Here is a 14651-nt window from a genome sequence, read left to right as displayed (position 1 = left end):
TCCCTGCTTGAGTGTATGGGAGAAAGGGTCTTACCCCGGCAATATACGCAGTAGCATCCACAGCCCCATGGCGATCATGACCAAGTTTTCGGTTAGCGACACAAAGCCCAGCGGTACATTGCTGTTACCACCGACACAGGCGCACTTAAGTTCGCGCTTGTCGATATACACCGCTTTAAATACCGAGGCGGCACCCACCGTGCCAACGAATAAGGCAAGGGGCGCGGCCAACCAGATCAATGCCCCGGCTAGCATGAGCAGGCCAGCCAGCGTTTCCGCATAGGGGTAAAAGTAGCTGTAGGGCACATAGCGCTGGGCCAGCAGGTCGTAGTTCAAAAACATATTGCTGAAGCTTTCCACATCTTGAATTTTTTGTAGGCCGAGCAGTACCATGGCGGTGGAAAACACGAATTCAGGGGTACGCGCTGTGAGTAGTGAACCCTGGACGGCCCAGTTAATCGATAGGCCAATTAGCAATGCGACGGCAAAAATTGCCAGCACGGGACGATAAGTGGTTTCATTTGCATTGGGAACACTCATTCCCAAATGTTTGCGTAACTCTTCGTAGCCACCGATGCGGCTATCACCAATGTACACTTGAGGTGTAGAGTCGACCCTTTCCTTTTCCTTGAATGTGTCGACCTCATCGCGGGATGTTAACGTGTGATCGTCGACCGTAAACCCTTTTCGCTTAAGTAAATCAACGGTCTTCAAACCGAACGGGCACATATGCTCGGCAGTTTTCATCCGGTAAACTCGCGCACTTTGCTGTATTGATGATGCCATGGCAACCTCCCTATTCCTGCCTTGATAAGGCTATCAGCGTAGTGCCTGGGGTTGCCTATTGGTCAAGTTTCTTCAAAGCCGAGCTGCCACGGATACTGGGCAAGGACAAGGTGAGTAAGAGCACTGGACACCGCAGGTGATGCGCTTATTGGTTGAATTCAGGGAGGCCAGATAAGGGCTGCGAGACCCGTAGCTATCAGGGCAACCGTTCCCAGCAAAGCGAATGTTCCCATCAGTCCCAGACTCACCCCCAACCAGCCAGCCAACGGATAGGTAACCAGCCAGCAGCTATGTGACAACGAAAACTGGGCAGCAAACAGCGCTGGACGATCCTCTGATTGGCATGAGCGTTTGAGCAGGCGCCCAGTGGGAGTCATGACCAATGAGGCTCCCGCGCCCAGCAGTAACCATAGCCCGACAAGTCCCATAAACGATGGGCCCAGCCAGCCCAGGTAGAGGCTGAGTGCCATCATTACGCCACCCATCAGCATGATTGGCCGCTCGGACACCCGCTCCAGTATCTTGGGCAGTAGTAAGGCCACCAGCATAGAGCCCCCGCCAGCAGCGGCAAAGGCCAGGGCTACCTCTTTCTCGCCCAAACCCAATTCAGAGCGAACGAGCACCACCGTATTGACGATCTGCATGGCTCCGGCGGCAGAAACCGCTAAGTTCAACGCCAGCAGCCCGCGCAGTCGTGGCGTCTTCAGGTAAATCCGCATGCCATGGGTAACGCGACGCCACACGCTGGGGGCTTCCTCTAGGGGAAGAGACGCGGGCAGGATAACCGATATAACCAGAGCGGCAGAGATAACGAAGGCTAGCCCGTTGAGTACAAACAGGACATCAAACCCCATCACCATCAACAATGCTGCCGCCGCCATCGGGCTAAGAAGGTTCTCTAAATCATAGGCAAGGCGTGACAGGGATAATGCTCGCGTGTACTGCGCTTCGTCTTCAAGAATGTCCGGTATTGTCGCTTGGAAGACAGGTGTAAAACCTGCTGAACAGGCATTGAGTAGAAAGATCAGCACATAGATTTGCCACACCTCAGTAACGAAAGGCAACGCAAGGACCACGGCTGCACGCAGTAAGTCCAGGCTAACCAACAAGGTGCGCCGAGGTAGGCGTGATGCGTAGGCCCCAACCAGTGGAGCAATGCCCACGTAAGCGACCATCTTGATTGCCAGCGCTGTGCCGAGCACAACACCTGCCTGACCTTCAGCAAGGTCATGAGCCAATAATGCCAGAGCAACGGTGGTCAGACCGGTGCCTATCAGCGCAATGACCTGCGCTAGAAAGAGATGGCGGTAGACGCGATGGGCAAGTACATTGAACATGGCGCTTTCCTCAAGTGAGGGGTGCCTATATACGTTTACAAGAAGCGGGCGATGGCCTTAAATTCTTCGGCCCGCGTCCGTTGCGTTTAATCCTGAGAGCCCAAGTGTAGTGGTCAAGTATTTTTGGCCACTGACTGACGACGCGACCAACCTATTAGAACTACCCCGGCCAAAATCATCGGCAGCGTCAGCAGCATACCCATGGTCACCCAGCCGAAGGCGATGAAGCCGATGTGGGGATCGGGTAGGCGGACGAACTCTACGGTGAAGCGAAAGACGCCATATAGCAGCAGGAAGAACCCCGAGATCAGCCCGGTGCGCCGTGGTGAACGCGACAGCCACCAGAGGACCGCGAACAGCACCACCCCTTCCAGGGCGAATTCATAGAGCGCGGTGGGATGCCGCGGCTCCGGGCCCATGTGCGGGAAGGGCATGGCCCAGGGGAGCTCGCTGACCCGGCCCGGCAGCTCGTGGTTGATGAAGTTGCCGATCCTTCCGGCACCCAGGCCGATTGGCACCAGCGGGGCGATAAAGTCAGTCAGCCGGAAGAAGCCCAGGCGGTGCTTGCGTGCGAACAAGAGTGCCGCCACCAGCACCCCGATCAGGCCACCGTGAAAGCTCATGCCCCCTTCCCAGATGCGCACCAGCCAGAGCGGATCGGCCAGCCACTGCTCGCTGCCGTAGAAGAGCGCATAGCCCAGCCGCCCGCCGAGCACCACCCCCACCGCGCCATAGAAGATCAGGTCACCGATATCATCGTGAGTCAGGCCCAAGTGGTGGGCTCGGCGGCGTCCCAGCCACCAGGCGGCGATGAAGCCCACTACATACATCAAGCCATACCAGTGGATTGCGAGCGGGCCGAGGCTAATGGCCACCGGATCGATCTGAGGATATTGCAGCATGCGGAACCTCCTGGTTTATTCGAAGCGCGACCCGTCGCGTCCTCCGTCTGCGCGGGTCAGCGACTGATGCCAAGTGTGACCAGCGCCACGCGAATCCGCGGCGTGGCGCTGAGCAACAAGACGGCAAGGTCAGCTCATGCGGATGGTCGCCATCATCCCCAGTTCCTCGTGCTCGATGATGTGGCAGTGGAATAGCCAGTCACCTGGCTTGCGGAACACCATGCGTAACGTCATGCGCTGATAGGGCGCCAGGTTGACTGTGTCCTTCCAGGCCAGCCAGGGGGTTTCGCGCCACTCACCGTCGGCATCGCGAGTCGCGATCACCTGGAACTGGGTGCCGTGCACGTGGAAGGGGTGGTCCATATGGGAATTATTGAACACCTCCCACTCCTCCACCTCGCCGACCCGGCCCTCGAACAGGATCTCGTCCATGGCGAAAGCGCGGCCGTTAATCAGGAAGTCCACCTCGGGCCGACCGGGCATCCCGGGCATGCCGTGACCCTCTCCATGCCCTGTCTGGTCCGCCTGAGGTGCGCCATGCTCCATTCCATGAGCGTCGCCGTGCCCACCCTCACCGTGGGCCATCCCAGCACCGCCGTGAGCGGCATGACCCACCCCTGCCTCAGACATGCCGCCATGGTCGCCGTGGCCACCCTCACCGTGAGCCATCTCAGCGCCGTGAGCACCATGGCCCGGCATCACCTCAGTCAGCTCCACCCGACGCTGCACCGCGGGCTCGCCCAGCGGTTCGACACGGCCTAACCGTTCGGGCAACGCAACAGCGGGATGAACGCTCGAGTTGCGGGTGTGGATCGCCAGCAACGGCGCGACCTCGTCCAGATGAGGCGGCTTGGGTCCCATCCAGCCACGCTCGTAGGGATGGCTGGCAAGCCAGAAGCGCCCCTCTGGCCTGTCGCTTATTCGCACTAGCAGGTCGGCGCGCTCGCCCGGGGTAAGTAGCAGCTCCTCTATCGGTTGCGGTCGCTCGATCAGCCCGCCGTCGGTGCCAATCAGCATCAGTTCGTGCTCGTCCAGCCGTAGGCGTAGGTAGCGACCGGCACAGGCGTTGATCAGCCGCAGACGCAGAGTGGTACCCGGTGCCACATCGAGGCGCGGCTCGCGCTGTCCGTTGACCAGTAGCAGCTCGCCCTCACGGCCATTCATCCAATCCACGGCAGTTTGCGGCGCCACGTTGCCCTGTTCGGTCAGGCGCAGGTCGCTGACCACCAACAGGTGCTCCTCCACGTCTGACGGCAGCACATCCTGAGGCGGGCGCACCAGCAACGCGCCGGCCAGGCCATGTGCCACCTGCCGGGCGGTGCCCTGATGAGGGTGAGGGTGGAACCAATGCAGGCCGGCGCTGCCCTCGGGGAAAGTGTAGTGATAGCGGCGCGATTCGCCCGGAGCCACGGCATCCCAGGGGGCACCATCATGCGTCTGGGGAACGGGCACACCATGCCAGTGCACAGTGGTCTCCTGCTCCAGTTCATTGACGAGGGTAATGTCCAGCTCATCGCCCTCGCGCACCTCGATAAGAGGTGCCACCTTGCCGTTGTAGAGCCACAGCTTGGCCTTAAGCTCATCACTCAAAGGCACCGCATGGGCAGCCGGAGTCAGTGCGCTGCGAAAGCGGCCGGGTGAACTGCTCAAGTTGGTGATACGTGGCAGCGGTTGAAGCGGCTGGCCACCTTCAGGAAGCATGGCAGCGGTCAGGCCGTGGAAAGGCTCGCGGGTGGCGGCAAGCGCCATATAGCCGGCCGATGACAACACCAGGCCACCCAGGGCCGAGTAACTCAGGAATTGGCGACGATTCATCAGGTAGTCCTCGTAACATGAACACTCTCACCACGGATCGATTACCCGCGGTGCCATTTGGGAAAGAGGTTCAGGCGCGAGGAGGCCGCTCGAAGGGAGCGGGATGACCAGAGGGAGTGCCCAGGCCAGGCCTGGACAAGGGATCGGAAGATGCCACCGCGTCATTGGCCAGCCGAGCCATGGAGGCGGGGCACTGGGCGCAGGGCATGCTGCAGAGCGAGGCCGCTGCGGTATCGAGCTCACCCGAATCGACCATTGCCGACTCCCATGCGACCGCCGAATCCTGCCCGGCGAGGTTCCCGACACAGGCAGCATCGCCGTGATGCCCGCCTGCGGCCACGGGCGTTGCGATGGCCAGCACAAGGGCCATCGTCAGACAGAACAGCCAGTGGTAGGAGACTCGGGGCATGGGGTAAAGCAGTCTTGGGAGCCAATGAGAGCACGAGTATCGCATGGCCTCGAGAACCCCGACAACCTGTGCCCTGCACGCATGCTCACCGCCACCTACCGGGCCTATTTAGCCCTAGACCTATGTGCAACACATAGCCTCGATACTTGGAGTTAACGCCCCGAACGGGCTCCATCGTCTAAGGAGGTCAACATGAACCAACTCCACCACTGGATGATAACCGCCTGCCTGGTGTTGATGGGGGCTGCCATGTTCATCGTACTGTGGCTTGGCAACCCCTTCGGCGGTGGCAGCTGGCTACTGCTCCTGCCGATGGGATTGTGTCTCGGCATGCACCTATTCCTGCACCGCCACGGCCAACACCGTGATGAGTGAGCAGGGCGCCCCGATCCTTGCACCATGAACTCGCCGGGAACGTTGCCCTGGATCAATGCACCTCTGGCCACCAACAGGCAAGCTGAAGACCTGACACAAGAGAGCATCTCATGCACCAGCTCACTCGGACATCACCCTCACAACGCACAGGAGCTCGCCTGTTGGCCCTCCTGCTGGCGTTGCTGTTGTTGATGGTCACGCTGTCGAGCCACGGTGTCATGGAAAGCCACCCCGGCGATTGCGGTATCGCTACGGAATGGATGACGAATGACGGCCTTTCGGCTGACGGTCATTCAGGTGACAACCATAGCGCCGATCATGACGCCTCATCCTGCGCCACCTGCTCCGCCACCACGGGTCAGGCACAACTGCTCGTGGTCGGCCCGCAACACCAGGCCTTCTCGCTGGCCATGGTCGTCTCCCCGCAGATCCCGCTTACCCCAAGGCGCCCTCCCAAAGCCTGATCGAACGCAGACGGTATTGCCCGTCGTATCGCGACACTGCTCGCGTCAAACGTTACGTTCATCAGGAGTTCATCATGACTACCCGTTTCTCATCGACCGCCATAGCACGCCAGGCACCCCTGCCTTTCACTCCCAGCAGTAGGAAGCTGTGGCTCCTCGGCTGGCTGATGGCTGCCGGACTGGCCCTTTCCATCACGCCTGTTGTTGCCGCCACCCTTCCCGCGGGAGACGTCGTTACTGCCAACGAGCGTGGCGCTTCCCTCACGCGCCTCAACCTGGCCAGCGGTGAGGCCACCACCCAGTCCATCGGCATCGCACCCCACAACGTCCAGGTCAGCGCCTCGGGCCGCTACCTGATGGCTGTGGGCGATGCAGCATCCGACGGCCATGGCCACGGCGGCGGGCATGCCCACGGCAGTGCCCCCGGTCTACTCAAGCTCTATCAGGCCAATGATCCAGCCGGTGCTCTCGTGGCCAGCATCGAGGTGGGCAGCCACCCGGCCCATGTGGTGAGTGACCTCGAAGGCCGCTTCGCCTTCGTCACCAATGCCGGCGGAGACAGCGTCTCGGTCGTCGATCTGCAAGCTAGAGAAAGCGTAGCCACCATCGCTACCGGCGAGTATCCCCATGGTCTGCGCCTTAGCCCAGACGGCCGGGAGCTCTATGTGGCCAATGTTTTGGACGGCAGCGTCTCGGTAATCGACGTGGCGGCTCGCGAGGAAGTCGCTCGCCTGTCAGTCGGCCAGGCCCCCGTCCAGGTGGGCTTCACCCCGGATGGCGACCGGGTCTTTGTCTCGCTGCGCGACGAGAACCGCGTGGCCGTCATCGATACTGCCAGCCGCGAGGTCATTGAGCGCATCGAAGTGGGTCGACTGCCGATCCAGGTACACGCCACCGCAGATGGTCGCTTCATGCTGGTCGCCAACGAGGGCAGCGAAGCCGATCCCGACAATCGGGTCTCGCTGATCGCCCTCGACAGCCTGACGGTGGTGGCCACCTACGAGGTCGGCGCCGGTGCTCATGGCATCAGCGTCGACGACACCGGCCGCTTCGCCTTCATCACCAGTCTGTTTGACGACAGCCTCTCGGTCATCGACTTGGAAATCGGCACCGTCATCAGTCGCCATGACACCGGCCAAGGTCCCAACGGCGTGACCTGGGTTGGCCACTGAGGAGCTACGACAATGATCGCACACTGCACCGCCCTGATGGGCAGCTTGCCCTGGCTCGGCTGGATCATGCCCATTGCCATGCTCAGCCTGCTCGGCCTCGGCATCGCCGCCCTGGCCAAGTACCTGTTTACTTCCCCACGCACGTCCCGTGACCTTCCGGAGGCACGCTCATGAACCGCATCGGCTCCACTCTTATACTCTCCGCTGCCTTGCTGCTCGGCGCTGGCACCGCCCAGGCCGCTCTGCCCGACGAGGCGACCATGTTCAAGAACCCCGAGTGTGGCTGCTGTGACGAGTATGCTCGCCAGCTCGAGGTCCGCGGGGTTACGGTGAAGATCGTCGACGATATCGAGGTGGGAAAAATCAAGCAGCGCGTTGGCTTGCCCTATGGTCTCGGCTCCTGTCACACCCTCCAGATGGGCGGCTACGCTATTGAGGGGCATGTGCCTTTCGAGGCGGTGGAGAAGCTCTTCGAGGAGCGCCCGGACACCGGCGGCATCGGATTGGCCGGTATGCCCATCGGCACCCCCGGCATGCCGGGACCCAAACAGGGTGACTGGGACGTTTATCAGTTCCGCAACGGAGAAGCCACGCCCTTTACGACACTCTGATCCAAGCTGGAACCTCACTAGCGATGCCGCTTCCACTTACTGAGAAGCGGCATCGCTTGGCTGACTACCTGCTGTATCGTGTGGCTAGCCAGGACTTAAAAGGGGGTTCTTCGACGTTTCATGTGGAGGTAGCCTGATCCAGTTATGCCGGGTTTGAAGATGCCGTTACGTGGTTTGCCATCATGTGCCGCGTGTGGTTGATTGAAACCGTTAGTTGATGGATTTGGCGCTATTTCGACGTCTTGACATGCATAGTCGCGAGTCATCAATCACTTTCGAAAGGGCTTTATAGCCATGGCGCAGCAGAAATGTGAGCACTCACCTAATCAAAACATAGAGCAGCCGGACTCTGGCCCGCAACTCACAGATATCGTGTGCGGTATGAAGGTAACAGAAGAGTCCCCTCATCACGTGACACATAAAGGCAGTGATTTCTATTTTTGCAGCCCAAAGTGCATGCGAGCTTTTGAAAGCGACCCTGAAAAATTCATGGACCCCCAATACACAAGAGAATCCGATCTCGATCAGGGGGAGCCAGGAACCCTCTATACCTGCCCAATGCATCCTGAAATTGAACAGGATCACCCGGGGATCTGTCCCAAGTGTGGCATGGCACTCGAGCCGATGATGCCCAGTCTTGATGATGACAATCCAGAATTGAAAGATTTTTCGCAGCGATTTTGGTGGACGCTACCGTTCACTATCGTCGTCACCGTGCTCGCCATGTTCGGCCCACAGCTTGGTTGGCTCGACATTTCTACACAAACATGGATTGAACTCGTGCTGTCGTTGCCGGTGGTGTTATGGGCGGGACAGCCATTCTTTGTCCGCGGTTGGCATTCGGTTATCAACCGTAGCCCCAACATGTGGACGCTGATTGGTCTGGGGACAGGGGCAGCGTTTGTCTACAGTACTGTCGCCACGGTCGCGCCGGGTATTTTCCCTGAGACCTTCCAAACCATGGGTCGTGTCGGCGTGTATTTTGAGGCTGCCGTGGTGATTATCTCCCTCACCCTGCTCGGTCAGGTGCTCGAACTCCGCGCCCGGTCGCAGACTTCCGCCGCCATCAGATCATTGCTCGGTCTGGCACCCAAAACGGCCCGCCGCATCAGGGATGACGGCACAGAAGAGGACGTGCCGTTGACGCACGTGCATGAAGGTGACCGCCTGCGCGTGCGCCCTGGCGAGAAAGTGCCTGTTGATGGCGTCGTGGAAGAAGGCGCCAGTTCTCTTGATGAATCCATGTTGACGGGGGAATCCCTTCCGGTGAGCAAGCGGCCGGGCGATAAGGTGATTGGCGCAACCATGAATACATCAGGTGCACTGGTAATTCGCGCAGAGAAAGTCGGTTCCGCCACGGTTCTGTCGCAAATTGTTACCCTTGTGGCGCAAGCCCAGCGCTCGCGGGCCCCGATGCAGCGGATGGCCGATCTGGTGGCCGGCTACTTCGTTATGGCAGTGGTCGTGATCGCTGTTGTCTCTCTGTTCGTGTGGGGTATTTATGGTCCGCAGCCCAGTTGGGTCTACGGCTTGATCAACGCGGTCGCCGTGTTGATCATCGCCTGCCCTTGCGCCCTGGGCCTTGCTACGCCAATGTCCGTGATGGTGGCCACCGGTCGTGGTGCGACGCAGGGTGTCCTGTTCCGGGATGCGGCAGCGATAGAAAACCTGCGCAAAGTGGATACGCTCATCGTCGATAAGACAGGCACTCTCACTGAGGGTCGCCCGGCTTTCGATGAAGCCGTCGCCGCTGGTGATATGGACCCTGATGAGGTTCTCCGTATAGCCGCCAGCCTGGATCAAGGTAGCGAACACCCTCTTGCCGATGCGATTGTCAGTGCTGCCCGCGAGCGCGGGTTGAGCCTCAGCCCGGTGGACGACTTCGAATCAGGTAGCGGCATTGGTGTACGGGGTCGAGTAGATGGCAAGGTACTGGTCTTGGGCAATACCGCACTCATGCAGCAGGAAAGTGTCGATGTGGCTGAATTGAGTGACGTCGCTGAATCTTTCCGGATCAAGGGTGCGAGCGTTATGTATCTCGCGATGGATGGCAAATTGGCAGGATTGCTGGCGGTGTCCGATCCCATCAAGCAGACCACACCTGAAGCTGTGCAAGTCCTTAAAGCTGCAGGGATTCGCGTCATCATGGCGACCGGCGATGGGGTATCGACCGCGAAGGCAGTGGCCGAACGCCTGGGTATCGACGAAGTTCATGGTGAAGTCACGCCTGGCGACAAGCTCGATCTGGTTAATCAGCTGCAATCCGAAGGACGGACTGTGGCGATGGCGGGGGATGGCATCAACGATGCGCCGGCACTAGCTAAGGCCAATGTAGGGATTGCCATGGGCACGGGGACCGATGTGGCGATGAACAGCGCCCAAGTCACGCTGGTTAAGGGGGACTTGCGCGGTATTTCTACGGCTCGCCACCTGTCAGACAAAACCGTCATCAATATGAAGCAAAACCTTGGCTTTGCGTTTATCTACAACGCCCTGGGCGTACCGTTGGCCGCCGGTGTCCTGTACCCATTTGTCGGGCTTCTTCTCTCACCGATGTTTGCAGCGCTGGCGATGAGCTTGAGTTCAGCCTCGGTGGTGTTCAATGCACTTCGGCTGCGTAGGTCTACCTAAAACTCGACAGCAACGTAACTTGATCACAACGTATTGGCCGGTTCATTGTTGATTAGCAGTAGACAATTGCCGGGTCATTACAATAAGCCGTTTACGAAACTGCTGTGGGAAGGTTCGCTTTCATGCGCACTTTCCTGCAGTTCAATTGAATCTCGATTTTCCATGGCCCGTACCGCTTCGCTCGACATTGCTCAATGGGGCGCCTTGGCCCACTTCGGGCGGTACCCACCAAAAGTTAAGCTGCTGAGGTGATTGATCATGCGCAGTTTGTCGGAAGCCAGATATCTAGGTGCCGGGCGTGATGTTATATCGTGGCAGTGGCACACCCTTATTCATGGCGACTCGAAAGCGCTTGGCGAACCGCGGGTAAGCGTCGAATTGGGAGAGACGTCCACACATGCTGGTAGCCTAGGACTTTCATCAGCCCTCAGCTGGACGCCATGCACTGGCCTTAGAATAAACTGGCAGCTTACAGAGCTCTGGAAATAAACGAGCGCTCTCTTCTGATAGCGTGCGAACTACTGAGGATTCCTCAGTAGTTGCCGTCTCATCCAAGCCAGCCGGCTTCCATCGGCTCGCAGCTATTTCTTATGGCGTGACCAACGAAATACCAGCCGACACGACCTATAGTTGCCATAGGTATTACCTTCCCGCTACGGAGGCCGGGCATGGAAAAACCAACTTCTAACAAATTCGACGACGATGAGCTCGATACCCTGACTGTGCTGGACTACGCCGCTAAGGTGTTCGAGGATGCCGAAATCGCTCGCGAGTGGATACACTGCGAGGCACCGGCGCTATCTGGCTCGCGGCCCGTGGAACTGCTCGGCACCTTCAGAGGGAGGCAGCTGGTCTGCGAGGCGTTGGGCAAGATCGAGTGCGGTGAGTTCTCATGAAACTCTATTATTTTGTCGACGAGTAAAGAGCGACAACTACGTTGACAGTTAGGGCATGGGCTCCACATAGAATATCAGATGCGAGACGTACTCCTTGCTGTAAGTTGGCAACCATCATACTTGCTCATGGTTGAATTGGATAAATAGATGCGTAGGAAAATGCGAAGAGTGATAGAGCTTTCCGTCACCCTTCGATTCGTTAAGTAGTGACTTTTACAGGTATGTCGATTTTTGGCTCAATGGGTAATAGCGTGTTTATATATTTCTCTTGCACCTGCTCATAAAGGTCTGGAGTGTTTTTGTTATAAATGCTTACTACTAAAGAAAAATGAATTTTTTCTGCCTTTTGAGGGGAAGTATTGCTCCCTGGTTCTCTCGCAACATAGTGTATGTCGAATACAGGACGATTAAGCGATGTCCCTCTTTTGGTTACTGAGTTTTTTCTAATAGTATCCCATTTGTGGGCGTCGGAGCGTAAATCCGCTTCAGAGGCAAAGTCTTGTTTTGTAAAGAAGGACTCTGTGTCAGGAAAGAGGGGGTCTATCTTTCCCTTTCCCGTTTTTCTAATTCTGGCCTCCGTCTTGTTGAACTTATCTTTATGTGGCCTAAATCTAATGTCTAGACCTGCACGAGTGTATTCTCCAGGGGTGTGTGGGTCAGTGTTACAGGTATAGCAGAACGTGGCGCGAATTTCTACGTTTCCTTTTAATTGATCATCAGGCAATGGAATTGGTGCTCGCATAACTTTCCCTGGCTCAAGCCTACCCTTGTAAAGAACCTTAATTTCCCCATCTTGGCAGGTGATTGTTTCAATGACATCGCATACCATGCCCCAACCAACTTCATCAATAGGTTGGCTGTTCGAGGATGCAGAATGAACCATCAGTGCACGGATAGCAGTTGGGGTTAAATCAGATCCTAGGTAGGCTTTCAGTCCTGCAGCTATACGCATTGCATATGGTGTTGCGAAGCTGGTTCCTCGATTTTCTACAACGGTTAGCTGGGGGGAAATAAAATGAAAAGAATTCCCCTCAACCCCTCCGAAGGCTACTACGTCGGGCTTTATTAAGCCAGGGTTCCTACCTGGCCCTATAGAACTATATGGAGCTCTTTTCCAGCTCTCCATCATGCTATCAGTAGCTCCTACTGACAAAGCATTAACACAATCACTTGGAACTTGAATTCTGGATTCCGGCCATGGTTTTTCTCCATCATTGCCCACAGCTACACCACCAAGACAATTACCGCTACCCAGATGATCATCCAACATAGCAGTCCAGGCGGTTACATCATCACCAGCCACTTCATGCGGGCCGATGCTAAAAGAGATTATTGGATAATTTGTCTGTGAGAGAATCTCGTCTACGTAGATTAATACATCGTATAAGCTTGAGGAAGTTAACCCATTCCCCAGCACACGGTAATGATCTACTGAGGCATAGGGCCTTTCTAGATTTCCTGGTCTAACGTGGCCGAATAAAAAAGCTGAAGTTACTAGCGCACCATGGTTAACAAAATTCTTAACTGGGGCTCCTATTTTTGTGCTCTTAGGCGGATCGATATGGTTTACCCAGCGTCCATATGGGTGTTCGGGTGGCAAGCCCCCATCAAAAATAGCAACCCTAAAACTTTCGTCTAGCGAGTTGCTGTTAGGAATTGAAGCCACAGACTCGAATCGTTGAGCCTTTAACATCGTAGGCGCATCGATGGTCCGTAGTTTTGGCATAGGTCTAATCATGCGGATAAAAGAAAAATCCGCTAGTTCTTCTACTTCTGAGCGGCCACCTCGCGCAGGGATAAATAATAGCCCCCTACTTTGATATGAGCGAGATATTCCAAGATCAATGTTGTGCTTTTCAGCGAACTCAATGAAAGAAGGTTCCCATTTCATGTCCTTGGCACTATCAAAATGAAGAATCACTTCAACAGGTTCGCTAGCCTCGCTAAACTCTCCTGCAATTTTTTGACTGCGACCGGGAAGTACAGCTTTTTCAAGCTTTAAAAAATCCTCCGCTAAGGCAGTGTTGTTCTCTATCTCGGAAATTTTATCTCCCAGGGCCTGAATAGTTTCTCTTTTCCCTGAAAGAAATAGAGGGTATCCGGAATATCTGGTTGATTTCTGGTTATCGCAAAAAGGTCCCTACTCTCTGCCTCACCGGATTTCTCGGTTGATGGGTGCTTGGTTTACTCAAGGGTTGCGTCCGGTGAACTACCCTCCGGTCGGGGCCATGGTGCAGATCGCCAGGCGCCGCCGAGAGGTGGCGTCACGGAGCCGTGCGGCTAGGAGGGAGAGGGGTCTGGGATCAACTTGCCCGGCACCCAGCTCAGGTAGGCCACCATGCCGAACAGTTCGACCAGCGACTGGAAGACGATGACCACCACGGCGGCTTGCCAGGCCTCGGGCAGCGCCAAGGCGATGGGCAGCACCACAAAGGAGTTGCGGGTGCCGAAGCTGAAGGTCAAGGTTCTGGCCGAACGCGTGGGGAGCTGGAACAGTCTGCCGAGGGTCTTGCCCAGGAACGCGGCGAAGATCAAGTAGGCGACGAAGATCAACAGCACCTGCAGCAACACCCCGGTGAGGCCGGCCACGGTCGTCACCTGCGATGCCGCGATGACGAAGACTACCAGTGCCAGTAGCGGCACGGGCAGCATGCCCAGGCCATGCACCCACCGCCTGGTATTGAGGCTGCGCTCGGCCAGGCGCTCGGTCATCCAGGCCAGGGCCAGAGGCGTGAGGATCAGCCCCGCAAAGGCGCCGAGCAGATGGGTGCTGATGGCGGTCTGAAGCCACTCCGCGCCCAGGAAGAGCCAGAGATAGACGGGCAGGGCCAGCAGCTGCGCGAGCAGGAGCACCGGTGTGGCGGCAATGGCTCGGCCGGCATCGCCTTTGCCGAGGTGGGTGAAGCTGATGAACCAGTCGGTACAGGGGACGAGCAGCACCAGCAGCACGCCGGCTTGCACGGCGACTGATACGGGCAGGAGGGTCATCAGCCCGCCTAGGACTAGGGGGATCACCACGAAGTTGCCGAGCAGCAGGGCCGCCAGGAAGCGCCAATCCTTGAGGCCCTGGCCGATTCGCGTCAGCGGCACCTGGGTAAAGGTGGCATAGAGCAGCCCGCCGAGCAGCGGCCAGAGAACGGCTTCAAGGCGTGAGGTCACGTCCGGCAGGCCCAGCCCGATGGCCAGGCCTGCCAGGATACCAATTAGATAGATCCAGGATTGCTGGCGTTCCAGCCAGTCGCGCACGGGAGAG

Annotated in this window: 13 protein-coding genes; 7 read left to right on the top strand and 6 right to left on the bottom strand. The window is 57.6% G+C overall.

The window, feature by feature from the left end:
* Window positions 1-30 precede the first annotated feature (30 nt).
* The 4 genes from NFH66_RS15300 to NFH66_RS15285 form a co-directional block, all read right to left on the bottom strand.
* Entirely contained in the window at window positions 31-786 is a 756-nt protein-coding gene (locus tag NFH66_RS15300) for a MauE/DoxX family redox-associated membrane protein (RefSeq protein ID WP_349611021.1), read from the bottom strand.
* Between the two features lie 158 nt (window positions 787-944).
* Window positions 945-2123 (bottom strand): MFS transporter, encoded by a 1179-nt coding sequence (locus NFH66_RS15295; protein ID WP_349611020.1) that lies wholly within the window; start codon window positions 2121-2123, stop codon window positions 945-947.
* Window positions 2124-2236: 113 nt separating this feature from the next.
* Complete coding sequence (gene lgt, locus NFH66_RS15290) at window positions 2237-3025, bottom strand: prolipoprotein diacylglyceryl transferase (RefSeq protein WP_349611018.1); 789 nt, start codon at window positions 3023-3025, stop codon at window positions 2237-2239.
* A gap of 129 nt (window positions 3026-3154) precedes the next feature.
* Window positions 3155-4840 (bottom strand): multicopper oxidase family protein, encoded by a 1686-nt coding sequence (locus tag NFH66_RS15285; RefSeq protein ID WP_349611016.1) that lies wholly within the window; start codon window positions 4838-4840, stop codon window positions 3155-3157.
* A gap of 601 nt (window positions 4841-5441) precedes the next feature.
* Between NFH66_RS15285 and NFH66_RS15280 the strand changes: the two genes are divergently transcribed.
* The 7 genes from NFH66_RS15280 (at window position 5442) to NFH66_RS15250 (ending at window position 11398) form a co-directional block, all read left to right on the top strand.
* A complete protein-coding gene (locus tag NFH66_RS15280) occupies window positions 5442-5624 on the top strand; it encodes a hypothetical protein (RefSeq protein WP_349611015.1) in 183 nt (60 codons plus the stop codon).
* 161 nt (window positions 5625-5785) lie between these two features.
* Window positions 5786-6088, top strand: coding sequence for a hypothetical protein (locus tag NFH66_RS15275; protein WP_349611014.1), 303 nt, complete (start codon window positions 5786-5788; stop codon window positions 6086-6088).
* 74 nt (window positions 6089-6162) lie between these two features.
* The gene (locus NFH66_RS15270) at window positions 6163-7260 is read left to right on the top strand and encodes a YncE family protein (RefSeq protein WP_349611013.1); all 1098 of its coding nucleotides are present in this window, start codon (window positions 6163-6165) and stop codon (window positions 7258-7260) included.
* A 12-nt stretch (window positions 7261-7272) separates the two neighbouring features.
* Window positions 7273-7434: a hypothetical protein gene (locus NFH66_RS15265; RefSeq protein ID WP_349611012.1), complete on the top strand. Its 162-nt coding sequence runs from the start codon at window positions 7273-7275 to the stop codon at window positions 7432-7434.
* Entirely contained in the window at window positions 7431-7871 is a 441-nt protein-coding gene (locus tag NFH66_RS15260) for a DUF411 domain-containing protein (RefSeq protein ID WP_349611011.1), read from the top strand. The genes NFH66_RS15265 and NFH66_RS15260 overlap by 4 nt, the downstream gene beginning before the upstream one ends.
* Before the next feature lie 294 nt (window positions 7872-8165).
* Window positions 8166-10502, top strand: a complete 2337-nt coding sequence (locus NFH66_RS15255) for a heavy metal translocating P-type ATPase (protein WP_349611010.1) — start codon at window positions 8166-8168, stop codon at window positions 10500-10502.
* A gap of 668 nt (window positions 10503-11170) precedes the next feature.
* Window positions 11171-11398 carry an antitoxin Xre/MbcA/ParS toxin-binding domain-containing protein gene (locus NFH66_RS15250; protein WP_349611009.1) on the top strand — a complete coding sequence of 76 codons (228 nt, stop codon included), beginning with the start codon at window positions 11171-11173 and terminating at the stop codon, window positions 11396-11398.
* A gap of 199 nt (window positions 11399-11597) precedes the next feature.
* On the opposite strand, the gene NFH66_RS15245 is transcribed toward NFH66_RS15250, so the two are convergent.
* Together NFH66_RS15245 and NFH66_RS15240 are read right to left on the bottom strand one after the other, a co-directional pair.
* On the bottom strand, window positions 11598-13289 hold the full coding sequence (locus NFH66_RS15245; protein ID WP_349611008.1) for a S8 family peptidase: 1692 nt from the start codon (window positions 13287-13289) through the stop codon (window positions 11598-11600).
* Between the two features lie 389 nt (window positions 13290-13678).
* The gene (locus NFH66_RS15240; protein WP_161430997.1) at window positions 13679-14644 is read right to left on the bottom strand and encodes an arsenic resistance protein; all 966 of its coding nucleotides are present in this window, start codon (window positions 14642-14644) and stop codon (window positions 13679-13681) included.
* Between the last annotated feature and the right edge of the window lie 7 nt (window positions 14645-14651).

The sequence above is a fragment of the Halomonas sp. H10-9-1 genome, assembly GCF_040147005.1.
GTDB lineage: Bacteria > Pseudomonadota > Gammaproteobacteria > Pseudomonadales > Halomonadaceae > Halomonas.
Note: the sequence above shows the minus strand (reverse complement) of the source record. Positions and strands in the feature narration are given on the sequence as shown.